Annotated in this window: 16 protein-coding genes; 9 read left to right on the forward strand and 7 right to left on the reverse strand. The window is 65.1% G+C overall.

Annotated elements, in window-relative coordinates; all coding sequences use genetic code 11:
* Both AC1DBQ_RS13275 and AC1DBQ_RS13280 read right to left on the reverse strand, forming a co-directional pair.
* Positions 1-518, reverse strand: a 518-nt coding sequence (locus AC1DBQ_RS13275; RefSeq protein ID WP_476928945.1) for an ABC transporter permease family protein, incomplete at its 3' end; no start/stop codon positions are given.
* 15 nt (positions 519-533) lie between these two features.
* The gene (locus AC1DBQ_RS13280) at positions 534-2153 is read right to left on the reverse strand and encodes an ABC transporter substrate-binding protein (protein ID WP_476928946.1); all 1620 of its coding nucleotides are present in this window, start codon (positions 2151-2153) and stop codon (positions 534-536) included.
* Between the two features lie 287 nt (positions 2154-2440).
* Here AC1DBQ_RS13280 and AC1DBQ_RS13285 point away from each other — a divergent pair, with 287 nt between their 5' ends.
* Positions 2441-4024 (forward strand): amidohydrolase, encoded by a 1584-nt coding sequence (locus AC1DBQ_RS13285; RefSeq protein ID WP_476928947.1) that lies wholly within the window; start codon positions 2441-2443, stop codon positions 4022-4024.
* A gap of 130 nt (positions 4025-4154) precedes the next feature.
* Here the strand turns inward: AC1DBQ_RS13285 and AC1DBQ_RS13290 are convergent, their stop codons facing one another.
* Entirely contained in the window at positions 4155-5483 is a 1329-nt protein-coding gene (locus tag AC1DBQ_RS13290) for an MFS transporter (protein WP_476928948.1), read from the reverse strand.
* Positions 5484-5610: 127 nt separating this feature from the next.
* Here AC1DBQ_RS13290 and AC1DBQ_RS13295 point away from each other — a divergent pair, with 127 nt between their 5' ends.
* The 4 genes from AC1DBQ_RS13295 (at position 5611) to AC1DBQ_RS13310 (ending at position 11580) form a co-directional block, all read left to right on the forward strand.
* Complete coding sequence (locus tag AC1DBQ_RS13295; RefSeq protein WP_476928949.1) at positions 5611-6528, forward strand: LysR family transcriptional regulator; 918 nt, start codon at positions 5611-5613, stop codon at positions 6526-6528.
* A 114-nt stretch (positions 6529-6642) separates the two neighbouring features.
* Positions 6643-8319, forward strand: a complete 1677-nt coding sequence (locus AC1DBQ_RS13300) for an amidohydrolase (RefSeq protein WP_476928950.1) — start codon at positions 6643-6645, stop codon at positions 8317-8319.
* Positions 8320-8527: 208 nt separating this feature from the next.
* A complete protein-coding gene (locus tag AC1DBQ_RS13305; protein WP_476928951.1) occupies positions 8528-10177 on the forward strand; it encodes a thiamine pyrophosphate-dependent enzyme in 1650 nt (549 codons plus the stop codon).
* A gap of 29 nt (positions 10178-10206) precedes the next feature.
* Positions 10207-11580 (forward strand): NAD-dependent succinate-semialdehyde dehydrogenase, encoded by a 1374-nt coding sequence (locus tag AC1DBQ_RS13310; protein WP_476928952.1) that lies wholly within the window; start codon positions 10207-10209, stop codon positions 11578-11580.
* Positions 11581-11957: 377 nt separating this feature from the next.
* Here the strand turns inward: AC1DBQ_RS13310 and AC1DBQ_RS13315 are convergent, their stop codons facing one another.
* Positions 11958-13265, reverse strand: a complete 1308-nt coding sequence (locus tag AC1DBQ_RS13315; RefSeq protein ID WP_476928953.1) for an aminotransferase-like domain-containing protein — start codon at positions 13263-13265, stop codon at positions 11958-11960.
* A gap of 865 nt (positions 13266-14130) precedes the next feature.
* Between AC1DBQ_RS13315 and AC1DBQ_RS13320 the strand changes: the two genes are divergently transcribed.
* Both AC1DBQ_RS13320 and AC1DBQ_RS13325 read left to right on the forward strand, forming a co-directional pair.
* Entirely contained in the window at positions 14131-14457 is a 327-nt protein-coding gene (locus AC1DBQ_RS13320) for a hypothetical protein (protein ID WP_476928954.1), read from the forward strand.
* A gap of 303 nt (positions 14458-14760) precedes the next feature.
* Positions 14761-15453 (forward strand): aldehyde dehydrogenase family protein, encoded by a 693-nt coding sequence (locus tag AC1DBQ_RS13325; RefSeq protein ID WP_476928955.1) that lies wholly within the window; start codon positions 14761-14763, stop codon positions 15451-15453.
* 127 nt (positions 15454-15580) lie between these two features.
* Here AC1DBQ_RS13325 and AC1DBQ_RS13330 read toward each other — a convergent pair whose 3' ends face one another.
* From AC1DBQ_RS13330 to AC1DBQ_RS13340, 3 genes are all read right to left on the reverse strand, one after another.
* A complete protein-coding gene (locus AC1DBQ_RS13330) occupies positions 15581-15976 on the reverse strand; it encodes a rhodanese-like domain-containing protein (protein ID WP_476928956.1) in 396 nt (131 codons plus the stop codon).
* Between the two features lie 13 nt (positions 15977-15989).
* The gene (locus AC1DBQ_RS13335; protein WP_476928957.1) at positions 15990-17084 is read right to left on the reverse strand and encodes an ABC transporter substrate-binding protein; all 1095 of its coding nucleotides are present in this window, start codon (positions 17082-17084) and stop codon (positions 15990-15992) included.
* Between the two features lie 494 nt (positions 17085-17578).
* Positions 17579-17884, reverse strand: coding sequence for a hypothetical protein (locus tag AC1DBQ_RS13340; protein WP_476928958.1), 306 nt, complete (start codon positions 17882-17884; stop codon positions 17579-17581).
* A 416-nt stretch (positions 17885-18300) separates the two neighbouring features.
* Between AC1DBQ_RS13340 and AC1DBQ_RS13345 the strand changes: the two genes are divergently transcribed.
* Both AC1DBQ_RS13345 and AC1DBQ_RS13350 read left to right on the forward strand, forming a co-directional pair.
* A complete protein-coding gene (locus AC1DBQ_RS13345; RefSeq protein WP_476928959.1) occupies positions 18301-18966 on the forward strand; it encodes a hypothetical protein in 666 nt (221 codons plus the stop codon).
* Between the two features lie 5 nt (positions 18967-18971).
* A complete protein-coding gene (locus tag AC1DBQ_RS13350; RefSeq protein ID WP_476928960.1) occupies positions 18972-19922 on the forward strand; it encodes a DUF1254 domain-containing protein in 951 nt (316 codons plus the stop codon).
* Positions 19923-20186 lie beyond the last annotated feature (264 nt).

Consider the following 20186-nt stretch of genomic DNA (forward strand, 5'->3'; position numbering starts at 1 on the left):
GAAGTTGAACCCGGCGTCCAGAAGTTGAACCCGGCGTCCAGCCACCGGTTCCGCCAGCCGCGGGTGAGGATGGCCACCGACATGCCCAGCGGCACGGAAACGAGCAGGACCAGTGCAATGGCCAGCAGGGCGATCTCGGCGGTGAACGGGAATCGAGTGAAGATCAAGGTGGAGACGCTCTCGCCGCTGACGAACGAGGTTCCCAGGTCCAGGCGGAGGACGCCCGAGACATAGTTGACGAACTGGGTGAGGAGCKGCAGGTCCAGGCCGAGTTCGGTCCGGACATTCGCGATCTGCGCCGGGCTGGCGCCGTCACCGGCGGCGATCACGGCCGGATCGCCCGGGATGAGCGGCACGATCAGGAATGTCACGACGGTGAGTACCGCGAAGGAGAGCAGCAGCCCGCTGAGGCGGCGCAGCGAGAACCGGGCCCACGGATGGTGGATGAGGCGGCGCCCCGCACTCCCGGCACTAACGCCGGGAGTGCGGGAAGCTTCAGCAATGCTTGAAGAAGTCATGAACTGTGTTCCGTACTACTTCGTGATCCGCATGGTGCTCTCGTCCGGCTGGCCATTCATGGTGTGCATGGCGAAACCGGACCGGATGGTCACCTGCGAGGGGAGGCTGGCAAGCGGGATCACGTGGGCTTCGCCGATCATGATCTTCTGGGCTTCCTGGTAGGTGGCGCAACGTTCGGCGGCGTCGGTCTGGGTCATGGCTTTGGACACGAGGTCCAGGACGGGCTGGTTCTCCAGTCCGCCCCAGTTGAGGCCGCCCTTTTCCACCGGTGTGCCGATGACTGGGGACAGCGCGCCGTACATGGTGCCCCCGGCGTTGATACCGCCCATAACGGTGATGTCCCAGGTGTCGGTTTTCTGGGTCAGATCGGTGCTCCACGTGGCGAGGTCCACGTTGCGCAGTTCAATGTCAGCACCGGCTGCCCGGAGGGCTTCGGCGACATAGGTGTTGGCTGCACCGTTGGGGCCAAAGATCTGCGCGCCGACCATGCGGATCTTGACGCCGGCGAGGGTCTGCTGCGCAGCTGCAGGGTCCGACTTGATGAGCAGGCCGGTGTCCTTGTTCGAGCACGGCACGCCCGGGTGGGCGAAGGAGGAATAGATTTCGCCGAGACCGCCCGAGGCTGCCTGGTTGAAGGCCGTCACGTTCAGCGTCTGGGCAACGGCTCTGCGCAGGGCCGGATCGGTGAACGGATGGCCGGGCCGCTCATTGAACATCATGTACAGGCTGCCCTGCGGAATGACCTGGGTGCTGAAGTCCTTGTTGCCGTCGAAGCGGGTGGTGTCCTTGCCGCGGATGTTGGCGATATCCTTCGTGCCCGTCAGGAGCTCATTGGAGATGGCGCTGGCGTTKGCGTTGACGCTGGCCTCGATGKTCTTKGCGGGAGTGCCCTCGATCTTGGTTTCATAGGCTGGCCAGGTCTTGTAGTCGTCCCGGAGCGCGAACGTGTATGCCACGCCATGCTGCTTCTTGCTCAGGGTGTACGGCCCGGAGAACGCGCCGGCAACGTCCCCCGTGGTCAGGGCCTTGGGGTCTTTGAGGCCGGCAGGGCAGACTATGCCGGTGGCGTGCAGGCTCATGCCTTGCAGGAGGTCGGTCCAGGGCTGGGCGAGCTTGACGGTGAYGGTGCCGGCGGMGTCGTCGGCCGTTACAGTGGCGGGGCCATCACCCAGGACGAGGGGGCGGAAGCTGGACTTGCTGTCCGGGGCAGCGAACACCTTGAGGGATTCCGCCACGATGCCGGCGGTAATGGCGGTGCCGTCGGAGCAGGTGGCGCCAGCGCGAATGGTGAACGTTCCCTGGGTGGGGGTGATGTCCCACTTGCTGGCCAGGTCGGAGACGATCTTGTTGTTCTCGTCGCGGCGCACCAGCGTGGAGAACAGGAGACGGTTGACGGCGTAGTCGTCAGCATTGCGGACCTCGACCGGCGCAAAGCTGGTGGGATCGGCGCTCAGCACCGTACGKATGGTATCGGTGGAGAGCTGGCCGACCGCGGCGGCGCCCGCGCCGGTTCCGCCGCCAGTCGTACAGCCGGTGGCAGCGACAGCGATAACCGCAGCTGCGGCGGCCAAGGGAGCGAGCCTGCGTCCACGGCGAGCGGCGATGCCTGYCGTTGACTGGTGGTTCTGTGTCACGAGTGGTCCTTCGATTAGTCCGATGCGAGTACGGGTGCTGCGTGCAATAACCGAGGCGAACACCTGCTGATCGAGTATGTGATCCATCTCTCAGAACGTCTAAGACTCATTTTGTAGATATTCGATGCACTTACGGCATAGACCGTGCCGTTCGGCGGGCAGGCGCGAGGCGACCATGCCGGGGCGGCCGCGCGCGCCGATATACCTGTTCCACCGGCATCTCATGTGACTCGATTGTTGCGGGGGCCGGGGCGGCATTCCGAAAACGCGCGACGTAGCCTGATTGTGTGACCCCCACCCTCTTCGCCAACGCCACGTTCCATACCCTCAATCCGAAGCAGCCACGCGCCGAGGCCCTCCTGGTGGAGGACGGCGTCATCGTGGCAGCCGGGTCGGMGGTAGAACTCCAGGCCCATGCACCCGCGGGTACGAGGACCCTCGATTTGGATAACGCCGTAGTCATTCCAGGGCTGACGGATGCTCACATCCACACGGCGAGCCTGGCCCGGTCCATGCACGAGGTCGACCTGCGGCAGGCCGGGAGCCTGGCCGAAGCGCTGGCCGGCGTCGGTGCCGTGCGGCCGCGCTACCGGGGGGGTGAGTGGATCCTGGGCGGCTGGTGGGACTTCAACAAGTGGCAGGTCCCGGTCCAGCCGGACCGCACCGGCCTGGACGCCGTCTGCCCGCGAAACCCCGTGGCCCTGACCAGCGCGGACGGCCACACGGTGTGGGCCAACTCGCAGGCGCTGCAGCTACTGGGCATCACCCGGACGACGCCGGATCCCGCGGGCGGTGAAATCGTCCGCGACGAACACGGCGAAGCCACCGGGATCCTGCGGGAGAGCGCCGTTTACCCGGTCCGGAAACTCGCCGCATCGGGGGTCTCGGGAAATCTCCCGGATCAACTGCGGGAGGCCCAGCGGTACCTGCTGTCCCTGGGCCTGACCGGCGTCCACGACATCGACGGTGCTGACGCCCTGGACGCCTACAGGGCCCTCCGCGCCGAGGGCGCCCTGGCCCTGCGCGTCCACAAACTGCTGGCCCAGGACGATCTGGAGGCCTCCATCGGTGCCGGCATCCGGACCGGACAGGGCGACCACTGGATCCGGCACGGCGCCGTGAAGATTTTCGCCGACGGCGCGGCAGGCTCCCACACGTGCCATATGAGCCAGCCGTTTCCGGGCGGCACCAGCCACGGCATGGAGGTKACGGCCTATCCCGACCTGCTGAGACTGGCCACCCGGGCCGCCGCCGCGGGAATCGCCGTCGCCGTCCACGCCATCGGTGACCGCGMCAACCACCTGGTACTGAACGCCCTGGCCGAAATTCGGGACACCACCGCCCGGCACGGCCTGCGTCACCGGATCGAGCACGTGCAGTTTCTGCAGYCCGCGGATGTTCCACGGCTGGCCGCCCTCGGCGTCGTGGCGTCCATGCAGCCCCAGCACTGCCCCAGCGACCTGCCCATCCTCAGCATGGTGGAGGGACGGGGCCTGGCATCCTACGCCTGGCGGAGCCTGCTGGATGCCGGGKCCACCGTCGCCTTCGGCTCGGACTCCYCCGTGGAACTTCCCAACCCGTTCCACGGGCTTCATGCCGCCCTCACGCGGACAACTGCTGAAGGAGAGCCCGGCGGCGGATGGGAACCCCGGGAGCGGATCTCACTGGAGGAGGCACTCCGCGCGTACTGCGTTGCCCCGTCCTACGCCTCGGGCGAGGAACCCGTCAAGGGAACGCTAAGCCCCGGGATGCTCGCMGACTTTGCCGTGMTGGACACCGATATCTTCGCGGCAAGCGCCGCCGAAATCAGGGAGACGAAGGTCCGGATGACCGTCACCGACGGGCTCGTCCGGTACAGGAGCGAGGACTGACCAAAGGCCGCTGAAAAGGACCGTGCGGGAAGCCAGTGCTCTCCGAAGCAACAACCTCAGTGACGACACAACACCCCCGCAAACAGGTTGCGGGGGTGTTGTCGTGACGGGGTGGACCGACGGCGGGCGGTTAGTTGCCGCTGGCCGGCACCCTAGACGTCGCGATGGCGCCGCCGAGTGAGATCAGGCCGATGACCACCAGGAGTGTGGCCGGCCCCCAGGACGCGTTCCCGGACAGGGACAGGAAGACCGTGGCCAGCGCCGGCATGAATCCMGCGACAACCGCAGACAGGTTAGCCGACAGCCCCATGCCCGTGTACTTGACCTGCGCCGGGAAGAGCCGGTCGATCAGGGCGCCGATGATGGCATAGGTGATGGCACAGGGACCGAATGCCAGCACCATGGCCACGATGATCAGCCCGGGATCCCTGGTGTCAACGAGCCAGAAGATGGGAAACGCCAGGGCCAGGAAAATGGAGTAGCCGATGATGCCCACGCGGGCGGCCCCGAAGCGGTCGGCAAGKCGTCCGGCAAGGACTGTCATGACCATCTGGGCGACGGCACCGATTGTCATGGCGGTGAGGATCACCGTGGACGGCAGGCCTAGCACCCGGGTCACGTAGCTGATCATGAAGGTGGTCAGGATGAAGAAGCCGGCGTTGCCCACCAGATAGGTGCAGACACCGATCGCCAGCCTCCCCTTGAACTTGCGGAACAGCTCAATGACGGGAGCTTTCTTGGTCCCGTCGCTTGCCTTCAGTTCCTGGAACTMCGGAGTTTCCTCCACGTTCCAGCGGAGCCAGAGCGCCACGGCCACCAGGATGATGGAKGCGATGAACGGCAGCCGCCAGCCCCACGCCATGAAGTCTTCCTTGGGCAGCAGGGCAACCAGGGTGATGGCACCGGTGGAGAGCAACGTGCCAACCGGCGAGCCAAGCTGCACCAGCGCCGCGTACAGCCCGCGGCGCTTTGCGGGGGCATATTCGATGGCCATCAGGGTGGCGCCGCCCCATTCGCCGCCGGTGGCAACACCCTGGACCGCCCGCAGCAGCGTCAGCAGGATCGGGGCGACGACCCCGGCGGTCGCATAAGTGGGCAAGAKGCCCATGAGGGTGGATGCGGCGCCCATGAGCATCACGGTCGCGACCAGCGCGCCGCGCCGGCCGTACTTGTCACCGACGTGGCCAAAGATGATCGCACCGATGGGCCGGGCAACAAAGKCCGCGCTGAAGCTCAGGAAGGCCGAGACGGTGGAGGCCACGGGGTCGGCGCTGGGGAAGAACAKCGGTGCGAAGACGATTGCGGCTGTAGTTCCGAACAGGAAGAAGTCGTACCACTCGAGGGCGGTGCCGATGAAGGCTGCGGCGACAACCTTTCCGGGGCTGGACGGTCCCGGCCCGACAGCTGCCCTAACGGCAGGTGCCGGGGCGGCGGTGGATTGTGACGTTCGAGTTGTCATGGGTGGATCCCTCAGCTGGATAGTTCAATGTTCAATGAGTTCTGACTATGACCGTACTGCGGACCAGTGCATACCCGCCAATACTTGTTCTTGCATTTGTATATGCCGAAAGGGCATGCTTTTCCCTATGAACCTACGCCGCTTGCAGTACTTCCTGGCTGTTGTGGACGCCGGCACCGTCACGGCTGCGGCGGAACGGATCCACATTGCCCAGCCGGCCCTCAGCCGGCAGATCAAGACCCTGGAAAATGAGCTCAAACTGCGCCTGTTCGAGGCGCAGGGCAACAAGCTCGCGCTCACGCCTGYCGGCCGGGCCTTCATTCCGGCCGCCCGCCGCCTCATGCTGGAGACCCAGAGCCTGGAAGATGCCGCGGACGCGCTGCGGAGAGGACGGGTGGCCACGCTCGTCGCTGCCGCCACCGCAGCCTCCGTCCGGGGCTTCCTGGCACCCTACATCGCCACCACCGGCCCGGAGGATCCGCTGATTATCACGCGGGAAACCAGCCATTTCGCCATCGCCGAGGCCCTCCTGCACGGCAGCGACTTMGCCGTGTCCCCGGCCCCGCCTGAGCCGGGCCTGGCCACCATGCCGCTGGGCAGCATCCCGCTGACCGCCTACGTCGCGGCGGACCACGAATGGGCACGGGACGGGGTGTCCGAGCTCCCGCTATCGGCACTGTGCGGCCAGCATGCCATCCTGCCCTCACACCAGAGCGTCAGCCGCTACATTCTCGACGACGCCCTCAACMAGGCCCACCTGAGCTTCCGCCAGGTCTCCGAATGTGACGACGGGCAGACCATCATGGCACTGGCGGCGGCCGGGCACGGCATCGGAGTGACCACTGACCTGCCCGCCTATGGCACCCACCCGATTCGAATCCTGACGGGCAGTAACGGCCAGCCGCCACATGACCTCCGGCTGCCCCTGCACACRGCCTKGATCCCCGGGCACTTCGCCGAGGCAACCATCCGGGCAGTGGCCGTCCGTCTGCGAAGGTTCCTKAACAGCCAGGGCGCGATCATTGAGGACGAGCCGAAAGCCTAGAGCATGATGCCCGTTTGGCATCAACTATCAACCAGATAGACATTAGACAGCATGAAAACAGATTCCGATACTGGATGGAACGCAATGATGCATCCATAGAATCGGGAGAAACGCATGCTCTTGGACGTGCTCTACACCAACGGATCGTTTTACACCCAGGATGCCCGGCGTCCGCGGGCCCACAGTGTGGGCGTCCATGATGGACGCATCATCAGCCTCGATGACGAACTGCCCCGCTCCCTCTTCCGCGACGTCCACGATTTGGGGGGCGCCGCCGTCGTGCCAGGGTTCAATGACGCGCACTGCCACCTCAGCTATGTGGGCCAGGCGCTGGTCCAGGCCGATGTCCGCTCCTCCGTGTGCGTAAATATGGACGAATTGCTGGCMACGGTGGAGCGCGCATGCGCATCGGCACCGCCAGGAGCGTGGGTCCAGGGCGCGGGGTACGACCAGAACTACCTCGGCAACCAGCACCCCACGGCGGAGCAGTTGGACGCGGTCAGCCACGGCCACCCCGTGTGGCTGATGCACAACTCCCGGCACATGGGCGTGGCCAACACGGCCGCCTTCGAGCGGGCCGGTTACCCCGGCCGGCGCAACGTCACCGCGCCCGACGGCGGGGCCGCACCCGCCGATGCCGACGGCAGGGCCGTTGGATTGCTTCAGGAGACGGCCCGGGCACTGGTCATGGACGCCATTCCCGCGCCAAGTGTGGATGACGTCGCCGCGATGGTTGGCGCGGGCAGCGCCGCGCTGCTGAAACTGGGAGTCACCAGCATCACCGAGCCCGGGCTGGGCGCCCCGCAGCACATCGGCCACAGCCTGTCGGACCTGGCCGGCTACCAGGCTGCGCGCGATGCCGGGATGCTGGGCGTGCGCGCCACGGTGATGCCCTACCTCACCACCCTGCACGGGCTKGGCGACGAGCCCGGTCCGGTCGGTCAGGCTGATGCCGGCCCTGTTGCCCGCATGGGCCTGGATCTGGGCATGCGGACGGGATTCGGCGATGAGTGGCTCCGGCTGGGCCCGGCCAAGATCCTGTCCKACGGCTCGCTGATCGGCCGCAGCGCCTTCATGTGCTGCGACTACCAGCACGACGCCGGGGCRGGGAAGGGCAACCGCGGGCTGCTCCAGTTCCCCGCCGTGGAACTCCGGCGGCGGATCATCGGCGCGCACCGCGCCGGCTGGCAGGTAGCCACCCACGCCATTGGCGACGCCGCGCTGGACGTTGTGCTGGACATTTTCGAGGAGGCCCAGGGCCTCTACCCGCGGCCGGACGCACGGCACCGGATCGAGCACGTGAACGTTGCCGGCGATGCGCAGATCCGGCGGCTGGCTTCGCTCGGCCTCATCCCCGTACCGCAGGGCCGCTTCATCAATGAACTCGGCGACGGCGCGGCACGGGCGCTGGGTCCCGAGCGGACGCGCCTGTCCTACCGCGTGAAGGCCCTGCTCGATGCCGGGATCGAGATCCCTGCCAGCACCGACGCGCCCGTGGTCTCCGGGGATCCCATCCTGAATGTCCACGATCTCGTGAACCGCCGGACCTCCTCCGGCGCGGACTTCGTGMCCGAGGAGCGCATCAGCGTCGCCCAGGCCGTGCGCGCCTACACCGTGGGCAGCGCGCACGCCGCACATKAGGACCACTACAAAGGCAGGCTCTCCCACGGCATGCTCGCGGACTTCGTTGCCCTGTCCGAGGACATCTATGAGGTTCCGGCGGACGCCATCTGCAACGTCCGGGTCACGGCMACGGTCATCGACGGCAAGCTGGCCTGCGGCAAGCTGTAGGCCAGCCATGCCCGCCACCAGTCCATGGGTCGTTCGGTATTGCCGGACAGTCTTCATGCCGTTGGGTTATGGATTTTGAACCATATATGTATTAGACAGCATGAAGTTGGTTGCCAATACTTGAGGGAAACCCAGCTGCCGCCCACCCCGGTCAGCGTCCCAGTTTCCGCCAGCTTGCTGGCTCAGACCCCTGTTTAGGAGCACTACGTTGGAGAAGAAGACCCACGCCGGCCAGGCGATTGTTGATTCCCTGGCCCTGCACGGCGTCAACCGTGTATTCGCGGTCCCGGGCGAAAGCTACCTTGCCGTGCTCGACGGGCTCCACGGAGCCGATATCGAGACCATCGTGTGCCGCCAGGAAGGCGGTGCCACGTACATGGCKGAAGCGCACGGCAAGTTCACCGGCGAGCCGGGCGTGGCCATGGTGACCCGCGGGCCGGGAGCCGCGAACGCCTACGTTGCCATTCACGCCGCATGGCAGGACGCTACACCGATGGTCCTGTTCGTGGGCCTGATCCCGGTCGCGGACCGCATGCGCGAGTCCTTCCAGGAGTTCGATCCCCAGGCCTGGTTCGKCACTCAGGTCAAGCGCGTCTTTGTGCTCGACGAGGCCTCCCGGGCGTCGGAGGTGGTGGCCGAGGCATTCTTCGCCGCCAAGTCCGGCCGTCCCGGCCCCGTCGTCGTCGGCCTGCCGGAAGACGTCATCACCCACGAATTCGTCGGCCACCTGCACCCGGTGATCACGGTTGCCGAAGGGGCAGCATMCTCCGCGGAACTGGAGCTCATCACCACGGCCCTTTCCGGTGCCGAAAAGCCCGTCATCTTCGTCGGCGGCCAGCGCTGGACACCCGAAGCGGCGGCCGCCGTGACGGCCTTTGCCGAGGCCAACGGCATCCCGGTGGTCCAGGACTGGCGCGCCTCGGACCGCATCCCCTTCCACTCCGAGGTCTTCGTCGGCGCCCTGGGCTACGGCCGCACCGCAGACACGGCACGGATCTTCGCCGAAGCCGACGTACTGCTGGCCATCGGCGCCGTACCCACTGACGTTCCGACGGACGGCTACACCCTTCGGCAGTCGCAGGATGCCACGAATATCCTCGTCAACATCGACAGCTCCCTGCGCGGACGCTCCGGCGCCGTCACCGCCCACATCCTCGCCAGCCCGGTCGCGTTCGCCGACGCAGTCAAGGACCTCCGGCTGGGAAAGGCCGCACAGTGGGACTCATGGCGCGCCGCCGGCCGCGCAGCGCAAACCGCGTTCAGCACACTCCCGGAGCTGCCCGCCCTCCCTGCCACCCGGGAAGGAACCGGCCACATGAGTGCCGTGATTTCCGAACTGGTGCGGCGCCTGCCGCAGGACGCCGTCTACAGCTTCGGCGCCGGCAACCACTGCGCCTGGGCCCAGCGGTACCTGCCCACGAATGTGTTCCCGTCGCAGCTGAGCATGCGCAACGGTTCCATGGGATACAGCGTGCCGGCGGCGGTAGCGGCATCCCTGCAGAGCCCGGAGCGCCTGGCGGTAGCGATCGCCGGCGACGGGGAATTCCTGATGAACGGCCAGGAATTCGCAACGGCAGTGCAGCACGGCGCCTCCATGCTCATCATCGTGATGGACAACGGCCAGTACGGCACCATCCGCGACCACCAAGAGCACCACTTCCCGGGCCGCGTCAGCGGCACACAGCTGACGAACCCTGATTTTKCCGCATTTGCCCGCGCCTTCGGAGGCCACGGCGAAACGGTGACCAGCGACGACCACGCCGCGATCGCCGTCGAACGTTCCCTCAAGGCTGTGCAGGACCAACGGATCCCGGCCATCATCCACGTCATCACCGACCCGCAGATCGCCCTCCCCTGAGCGATCCGAACCGACAGAAGGAGCACAGCATGAGCCTCTATGCGGTCACCAACCCGGCCACCGGAGAACCCGTCAAGGCCTACCCCACCGCCACCGACGCGCAGATCCACACCGCAGTAGCCACCGCCGACGCCGCCTTCAAGGCATGGAACAAGACGGCGCTGGCGGACCGGGTGAAACTCCTCGGCCGCGTGGCCGAACTCTACACCGAGCGCCGAGACGAGCTCGCCGCGATCGTMACCCGGGAAATGGGAAAACCCGTTTTCCAGGCGCAGATCGAAGTGGACATCGTCGCGTCAATCTACCGGTACTACGCCGAGAACGGCCCGTCGTTCCTCGACGATGAAGAGCTCGAGGTTACCGCCGGCGGAAAGGCGATCGTCCGCAAGGACGGCCTGGGCGTGCTCTTAGGCATCATGCCGTGGAACTTCCCGTACTACCAGGTGGCCAGGTTCGCCGCCCCCAACCTGATGAACGGCAACACCATCCTGCTCAAGCACGCCCCACAGTGCCCGGAGTCCGCCCTGGCCGTGGAACAGATCTTCMTCGATGCCGGCGCACCCGAAGGTGCGTACATCAACATCTTCGCCACCAACGAGCAAGTCGCCGGCATCATCGCGGATCCCCGCGTCCAAGGCGTCTCACTCACGGGATCCGAACGCGCGGGATCCGCCGTCGCCGAAATCGCCGGCCGCAACCTCAAGAAGGTGGTGCTGGAACTCGGCGGCTCGGACCCGTTCCTGGTGCTCGACTCCGCCAACCTGGAACAGGCGGMTACCCACGCGCTGTTCGGCCGCTTCGGCAACACCGGCCAGGCCTGCAACGCCGCCAAACGCATCATCGTCGCCGACGCCGTCTATGACGAATTCGTCGAGAAGTTMGTCCGCGCCGTCTCCGCTGTGAAGGTGGGCGACCCCACGGAGGCAGACACGTTCATGGGGCCGCTGTCCTCCACCGCGGCCCTCGACGGGCTCGCCGCGCAGGTCGACGACGCCGTCACCAAGGGCGCCACCGTGCTCACCGGCGGCAGCCGGATGGACCAGCCCGGCGCCTGGTTCCAGCCGACGGTCCTCGCCGGGGTAACCGAGGACATGCGTGCCTTCTCCGAAGAACTCTTCGGCCCCGTCGCCGTTTTGTACCGCGTTTCGTCCGAAGACGAGGCTGTGGAACTGGCCAACAACTCTGTGTATGGCCTCGGCGCGGTCATCCAGTCCACTAATGCGGCCAAGGCCCAGGAGATCGCGGATCGCCTGGACGCCGGCATGGTTTACATCAACGAAGCGCCCGGCACCGCTGCGGAACTGCCATTTGGTGGGATCAAGCGCTCGGGGGTCGGCCGCGAACTGGGCAAGTACGGCATGKAAGAATTYGTCAACCRGAAGCTGATCCGCACCGGCAAGTAGGCATGGCTCCCGGCCAACCGGCTCTCTCCGTTTCGCTTCCAGCGGCCGTTGCAACCCCACGGAACAATTCCGGGTGGTTGCAACGGCCGCGTCGTCTATAACGAAAGAATCGTCCGTCCCGAGGAGGTGCACACAAGGACCACCTGCTTTTAGGGCGTCGAGGCAAGCCGCGGTTGCCGCCGCTTCCAAGCCGTTMGTCAGGACCTGTCCCGCCATCGGCCGACTGGCCAGGGTACGCCACAAGCCCGGCAACAGTTACTTCGCCATGTCAGGGGCGATGAAGTGCGTTGCCAGGCTCGTGGTGCCGCCCTGACGTAGCCCGCCTGCCGCCATACGGGCGACGTGGCAGCTTCGGCAGGACTTTTGGTGATTGGCCCCTAGTCCGTTCGGGAACCGGCGGTGTCAGGCTTAGCGGACACCTTGGCGGCTGCGTCGCGGAACACGTCGCCGAGGATGGCCGCGCCCTTGCGGATATCGTCCAGCGTCGGCAGACAGAAGGACATCCGGAGTTCGCTGTGGCCTCTTCCGTCCGTGTAGAACGCGGTGCMCGGAACGTACACGACGCCGCGTTCGATGCATTCGTAGACCAGTGCTTCGGTATCAATACCCGCGGGCAGGCTCACCCACAAGTAGAAGCCGCCGGTAGGCCGGTTCCAGGTGGTGCCAGCCGGCATGACCTGTTCCAGTGTTTCCACCAGAGCGGTGAACTTCTCACGGTAGATCCCGCGGTATTCCGCCAACTTGTCCGGCCAAGCCGGATCGTCGAGGTAGGCGCTGATGAGCTGCTGGGAGAACACCGAGGGATTGAGCTGGGAAGTCTCGCTAGCGTTGACCAGGTGTCCATATAGCGTTGCGGGCGACAGGACCCAGCCCACGCGCAGGCCCGKAGCGATCATCTTGGAGAAAGAGCCGAAATACAAGGTGATGTCTTCKAAGTCAGGCTGGATAGCCCGCGTGGTTTCGCCGTCGAAACCAAGCAGCCCGTAAGGGTTGTCCTCGAAGATCAGGAGATCGTTGCTGCGGCAAAGTTCTCCCACCCGGTGGCGGCGTTCCGCCGAGAGGTTCACGCCCCCGGGATTCTGGAAGTTGGGGATTGTGTACAGTCCCTTAGCCGTCTTGCCCGCGGCTCGGACCTCACCAATGAGCCGCTCCAACTCCTCCGGGATCAAACCGTCGGCATCCATCGGCACGTGCACGATTTCGGCCTCGTAGCTGGTGAAGACGGCCATGCCGCCGGCGTACGAGGGTGCTTCAGCAAAGATGACGTCCCCGGGGTTGACCAGAACGCGCGCGGCGACGTCTAAGGCCTGCTGGCTTCCCGAGGTCACGATGACCTGGTCCCGTCGGGCCGTGATGCCTTCGAATTTCATGAGTTTGACGATGTGCTCGCGCAGCTCGGGAWTGCCGTCGCTGGCCCCGTACTGGAACGAGCGCTCGCCGTTCTCAAGCAGAATCCGCTGTGCATCCAGCGCAATCCGCTCGAACGGGAGCGCGCCGAGGTAGGGCGCCMCGTTGGCAAAGGAGATCATGCCCGGCCGCTGAGCCGCTCTGAACACGTTGCGGACCTCTGAGGGGCGGGCGGCAAGGGTGCGCTGCGCAAGGACCTGCGGGGAGAACTGGACAATAGTGCCGGTGGCTGCGGGAGTGTGGGCAGCGCCTGCGGAAGATTCCACTGATACAGACATGGGATTCCTTTCAGCCATGAGTATCCCTCCATTCTCGGATCGACAGCGCATGCTGTCTAAGACCAAACTCTGAAGGAGGGCATACCCAGACGGCATGAACAGCTGGGCGACGGACGACCAGATCGTGCCAGGCGGCCGGCAGTTCGACTCGCCGTCGCCTTGTTGCGCCATAACGACCCGTCCCGGGGGTCTCGGAATTGCGGAACTAACTGGATTGCATCAATAGGCTCGTCCGTGTGGTTACCCTCCGACCACGCCGCGCATTGACGGAACAAAGACCAAACTCGAGCGCGCTCCCCCAGTTGCAGCAAGTCATGCAGTTCTAAGCCCTCCCGGCCATGAAGKGGTAAGCAGCGCCACGACTGCCGAAACCAGGAGAAGGAGCGACCCAGCCAGAGCACCGGCCACCAACAAAAATGGGCCCMCGCAGGGGCCCATAAAGGAGATTTGTACACACTCAGAGGCCCACAAGCCCCCGAACAGGGAAACCACGTGCCCGAGGTGGGACTCGAACTGTATTCCAGCCCTTGCAAACACTGGGCTCCCGCGGAAACATGCGGAATCCGGCCCGATCCGACCTACATACGACCCGGTCCGAAGCCCGACGTGTGCACAATGTACACACCCTGATTTCACCATGCCAACTCGCCTCCACCGGGCTACCGCCCCCACACCGTAGGCCGCTGCCCGCCTTTCAGTACTGACGAAATTCGGCTGCCTGGAATTCGGGATGATCCCCCTGCGTGTGGGCAGACGCCAGCACGGTTGTGCCCCACTTAGAGATGGCGTTGTTATCCAGGTCACATTGCGTCTATCGTTGTCGGGGGCCACAGCGTGGTGGCCCCGATTTAGAGCGGAGAACTTTGTGAACGAGAAGCTGCGGGTGCTGGTCCGCGTGGACCTCGACGGCGCCAAGGCCCACGTCAGGGTCCAGGGCCACGTGACGGCTCAGAGCGTCCATGGCCTCTATGACGTGGTCAAGCGCGCCAGCTCACTTGCCGCCGGACTGGCGCTGGAACTCGACGTCACCCGTGCACACATTGACCCCGCCGCCATGGGAGAGCTTCACGCGTGCGCAAAGTCGCATCACCTGCCGCTACACGTCGACCCGCTCCAGTACGACTATCGGATCAGCATCCTGACGCCGAACCCCGCGACGCCGGCGGCCCCATCACTAGTCCTGGCAGCCTGACAAGCCCGCACCAACTGCCGCAGCAAGCCCCGCGTTAGTTCACAGCCCGGTTCCGCGTGCCTGAATCCTCCGCCCACGCAGCGCGCCTATCGCTAGCACGCGACGTGAGCAACGGGACGATACGCCTACAGATCCACGCCGCGCAGGAGAAACAAGTCAATGGGTGTCCCGATAAACATGTGGCACACGCACGAACGCTTGACTGGCGTCTTGACGCGGGTCCTTGCGGAGTGGCCATGCCCGGGTCAGTCCAAGATGAGGGGGCAGGACTGCCACCAGGCCCAGTCCTAGAAACCGGTGGGCGTGRTCGGCGTCATCAGCCCGTGGAACTTCCCGCTGCACCTGTCCCAGCGCTCCGTGGCCCCGGCCCTGGCGCTGGGCAATGCCGTGGTTATCAAGCCCGCCAGCGACACACCCGTAACCGGCGGATTGCTCATCGCCCGGATCTTCCAAGAAGCCGGGCTGCCGGACGGCGTTTTGTCGGTCGTCGTCGACGCCGGCTCCGAAATCGGCGACCACTTTGTGGCCCACCCGGTGCCGCGGCTGATCTCCTTCACCGGTTCCACCGCGGTCGGGCAGCAGGTCGGCGCCGTGGCCGCCGGAGGCGGGCACTTGAAGAAGGCGGCGCTGGAGATGGGCGGGAACGCTCCCCTGGTTGTGCTCGATGACGCCGATCTGGACGCCGCCGGGCAGCAGGAGCGCAGCGAGGCCCGAGAATCAGGATGTCCGAAGCCCTGCGACGGCGCCCTGAACCCCAACACTCCGGGGTTCATACCGAGCGCTGTCCAGCACGTCCCGATGGAGTGCCTGCGGCTGACGAGCCTAGCCTCCGGCCTTGACCTCGTTTGCTCGGGACTAGGGTGGGGCGGTCCCGTAGAAAATTCCGGAAATAGAACGCCCAACACCGTTGATTMCACGACTAACTGCCTGCGTGCGACACACTCAGTCGGGTGGCAGACAGGTATAGGGCACGAGGGACCATTCGCAAGCTCCTGACCGGGAGCACACCTTCAGACGGTCGTATGAAGTGGGCTACCCAGCTGTAACGCAATTCGGTTCCTCACAGCCGGTGACATCAGTCCGGTGGGCCCTGTTTAGACGTCTGCGTCAGGTCCGACTGATGTCAGATCCCGGAGTATTCGTGTTCGGTGGTCTGCAGGCCGGCGTTGATCCATCCCTTGAGCCCGCCGTCGAGGACGGCCACGTTCTCGTAGCCCATGGTCCTGAGGGTTAGCGCGGCGAGTGACGCCCTGGCGCCGGAGGCGCAGATGACGATTGTCCGTCGGGTGGGGTCGAGTGCGTCTTTGTGGCGGGGGKTGCTCGGGTCGGCGAAGAACTCGAGCAGTCCCCTGGGGGCGGCCACCGACCCGTCGATGTGTCCTTGTCGCCACTCTTCGGACTCACGGACATCGACGGCGACGGCGGCGCCGGACGTCAACTCCTTGGCGGCGGACTCGGGGCTGACGGTCTCGACCTGGGACCGCGCTTCCTGGATCATCTGTTTCACTGTTMTCGTCACGGCCTGTTCCTTCTTAGCCGAGGCCTGCGTGTTGGATCTCGAGCGATGTCGATTCAGGCAGTTTCGAGGTAGTGATCATCTGCCACTGTTCTTCGATCAGCTGTTTGGCTGCTTCCGCTATGAACTGCGGTGCGGCCCACTTCTGGACGTCGAAGTCGTTGTGGATGTAGCCGTGGCTGAGCATGAAGTCCTTGCCGATCTCGATCGATGCAAGGTTCTGCGGCGAGAGGTTKGGGACCATGTCGACGTGCTTKATTCCCTGGTAGGTGTCTTCGGCGTCAAGGTAGAAGGTCTGCCGATTGAGGATGACGGCGGCGGCCCGCTTGTTGTCGTTGGCCCAGCGTCCGACCTTGATCATCGCCTTCATGTAGGCGACCACGAGCTCGGGATGCTCTTCGGCCATCACGTCGGTGCAGGTGATAACGGCCGGGCAGTTGGCMATCTGCAACGTCCAGTCCGGGTAGTGCGAGATGTCCTCGATCGCTTTGAACTTCCCGGTCGCCTCCTGGAGGTGTTGGAACACCTTGCTCTGGGTGTAGATGGCGTCGACGGTCCCCTTCTCCAGGGAGGTTTCCAGGGGCCGGAAGGCCAGGTCGTGCTTGTGGTCCCGGCGCAGCCAGAGCTCCGAGGGGTTGTTCATGTTGACCTTGAGCATCTCGGGCTTGTCGTACCAGTCATCGGGGTAGGGGAACTCCACGATCTCGACGTCGTCGGTGGACATGCCGTTCTTCCGCAGCATGAGCTCGATGCCCGCATGCTCCTGGATGCGCCACCAGTCGTTCTTGATTGTATTTAGGCTCTTCGTGAGGCCGATCTTCTTCCCGCGAAGATCGGTCATCCGAAAGATGTCGTCCCGGGCTCGGACCAGCATCGCGCCGCCCTCGTGGACCTGAGTCGCCCCAAGCAGCCGCGTGCGGCGGATGTCGGCATTCACGTGGATGGGTGGATACAGGCCGCCAAAGCGGACGAGGTTGTCCAGGTTGTGGACGTAGTGCGGGTACCAGTTGTTCTCAGGACGGGAGCGGAAGTAGGCGTACTCGACGCCGATCTTCTTGAACTCCTCCCGACACCACCCGAGTTCCTGGTCGACGTTGTTGGCCGACACCATTGGGCAGTTAGTGAAGTAGACCTCGTCCTAGCGCAACGGAACCGTGGACGCCGCCCTCGCTGTCTCATCCATGCCAGCCTCGCCTCCGGTCGCCMACGACGGGCCAGTCAGATCAATGTGTCCACGTCAGCACAGTGTCTTCCGGAACCTGCACGGGTTCTAGAGGAGAAGGTCCCGAACGGCGCTGGCGAACTCGGTGAAACGCACGCGCCCTATGGTCAGTGATGAATATCTGGTTCATCACTCGTCCTCTTCATGGGCGCGCAGCCTGGGCCGCCCGCCGCGGTGTTTCAACGGTGCGGGGTTGCCCGYGGACGCCACCGGTCKGGATTCGGTCGTTGATAGGGCGGCGCAGTTCGCGACGTCGTGGGCTACGGTCGGGATAAGCGTCAGCGTGGTGAACGGTGCCGGAGCGGTTCTGACATTCCCCGAGCGCTCGAGCTTTTACCCCGGCGGGTGCGTGGTTGGTGAAGTAGTTGGCGGCTCCGTGGTTTTTATAGAATTCGCCGGTCGTGAGCATGTGCCACGACGCCGAACCGGACTACTGCACTGCGGCGTTCGTCGCGGGTGTCAGTCACGGCGGTCGCGGCGMTCCTCACGTCGGTCACCGCGACGGTTAATCCCGTGGGCGAGGGCAACGCGACCAAGACGCCGCCATTGGCTTCAAGCACCCGGAGCTCGGTGTCGCCGAKGAACTCGCCGACCACGGCGGGGCTTTCTGCGTTCCGGTGCAGGCCCCACGCCAGCTCCACGCTTCGAAGGGTCTTCGTGGAGCCGGCCTCTGGGGTGATATTCGTCATCCCGGGGCAGGGATGACGCCGTGGCGTGCCCCTCACCGGGCTGCTGTGCCACGGAGGTTAGCGTAGGTACCTGACCTGCAGCTTTCCTTGACTGACTGCTTCGGATGGGGCAGCGGTCGGGAGCGGCAGAACGAGCGATAGCGGACCTCGCACCGGTAGGTGTCCTTACCCTTCTCCTCGTTGCGCTCGACGCGGACCTGGAGATGATCCAACGGACAGCAGCAAGAAAGATAAATGCTTGTGCTCCCCGAGCGCAAAGCGAGGCCCTTTGGTTCGGTGACACGGAGGCGGCAATCACGCTGGGCCCKACCGGCGTCTCCGGCTCGGGCACGGCATCCAGTGACGTTTGGCACTGTCTGCCGCCGGTTCAGCCGTCGCAAGCTGTCAAGTGGACCAACAGGCGAAAGGTGTGAATCGTGACCGAGGCATCCGCATACGTAGGCGCGGCCCGGGGGTACGCGCAGGGCGAGATTTTTTTGATGAAAGGCGAAGCGGCGAGTCTCGCTGCGCTGGTGTTCAACACCACCGGGCTCAACCAGTGCCCGCCGGAGCTGTTCGACGCGATCGATGTCGACGCGCTGGCCGGCGAGACCGGGTCGGATGCGGTGTGGAAGAACCCGCGCCGGTTCTGGATGATGGATCACTTGACTATCGCCCTGGTCGGCGAACCCCGCGAATTCCAAGGTCTCAAGTTCAACTTCGTGGCCAGGATGCAGATGCCAGCCAACTTCACACCCCAAGCCGGCCAGGCTGCCCTGGCCTACCGTCCCGGTCAGATCAGCCGTGTCACCAAATACGAATTCCTGGCGGGCCGGCCCGTCTTCTTGCTGCGCTCACCCGAAGGCGTCACATGGGTCATGCAGACCTACACCAACCACAAGGCTTCGGACCTCACCGAGGTCGATCTGCCGACGCTCGGTGACCGGCTGGAGCTGCCCGCGGGGTGGCAGTTCAAGGCGAAAACGCTCGACCGGGACCTGATCCTGGATACCAACGGGCTGGCGCACATCGTCGCCGACAACCTTGAAAACATGTATCAGGGCTGCACCGGGGACGTCGCCAACTTCGACCCCTGGGACTGAACCGTATGGGCGACACGGTCCAGGTCACCGTCGAGACGTTCGTGCGGGCCGAGTCCAACCGGATGATGGCTGCGATAATGGTGGGTGCCGGTGGGATCAACCGATGGCAACACATTCGGGTGCCGACACCGCTCGATCAGCAGACCGTCGTGCGGATGAACCGCGACACACTCTACAGTTTCGCCGTGGTCGACCTCGCTGGCGGTGCCACCGTCACCATGCCTGAGAGCAACGGCCGCTACGCCTCGCTGACGGTCGTAAATCAGGACCACTTCATCAACCGTGTCATCCACTCGCCAGGGGACCACGAGCTCACGGTCGCCGACTTCGGCACCCGCTACGTGCTCCTGGTGATGCGCGTGCTGGCCGACCCGGCAGACCCCGACGACGTGGCCGAGGCGAACGCCATCCAGGACGGCCTGGATGTGACCGMTGGGTCGGCCGAGCCGCTGATAATCCCCGACTACGACAAGGAGTCGTTCAACACTGTCCGYGACGCGCTCACCGAACTCGGTCGAACCCTGCCCGGAACGGAACGGATGTTCGGCTCCCGCGATACCGTCGATCCGGTCCGACACCTCATCGGCACGGCCGTGGGCTGGGGAGGTCTGCCCGAAACGGAAACGTTCTACGAGATCGTCGAGCCTGGCCTCCCGGTGGGCCGGTACCGCATAGTCGTCCGTGACGTGCCGGTTGGCGCGTTCTGGTCGATCTCGCTMTACAACGCCGACGGCTTCTTCGAAGAAAGTAACGAGGGTCGCTGCAGCGTCAGCCAGCTCACGGCCCGGAAGGAGACKGACGGTTCAGTTGTCGTCCACCTCGGAGCGTGCTCCGACGGCCGCCCGAACTGCTTGCGCCTGATGGACGGCTGGAACTACACCGTGCGCTTGTACCAGCCACGACCCGAGGTCCTCGACGGAACATGGACGTTCCCGCACGTCGAACCCGCCATCTAAGGTCCCCGCGCCGTGGCCGCCACCTCGGACGTCAACGTCAGCAACGAGCACCAGCCCCTGATCAAGCACCCGACATTGTCCACGAAACCTGTGTGGCCGGTGCGTGAGGTCACCCGGTGCGGATGAGGCGCCGCACCTCCCCGGGGGCACAGGATGGAATTGCGGCGGTMCGTCCGATCGCCTTGAACCCAAGGAGAAACGGAGGTCATACGCATGGCTGACACATTCGATGAACTGGGGCCGGTGGACTGGCTCGTCGTGGAG

The organism is Arthrobacter sp. 10T413_2 (assembly GCF_056394205.1).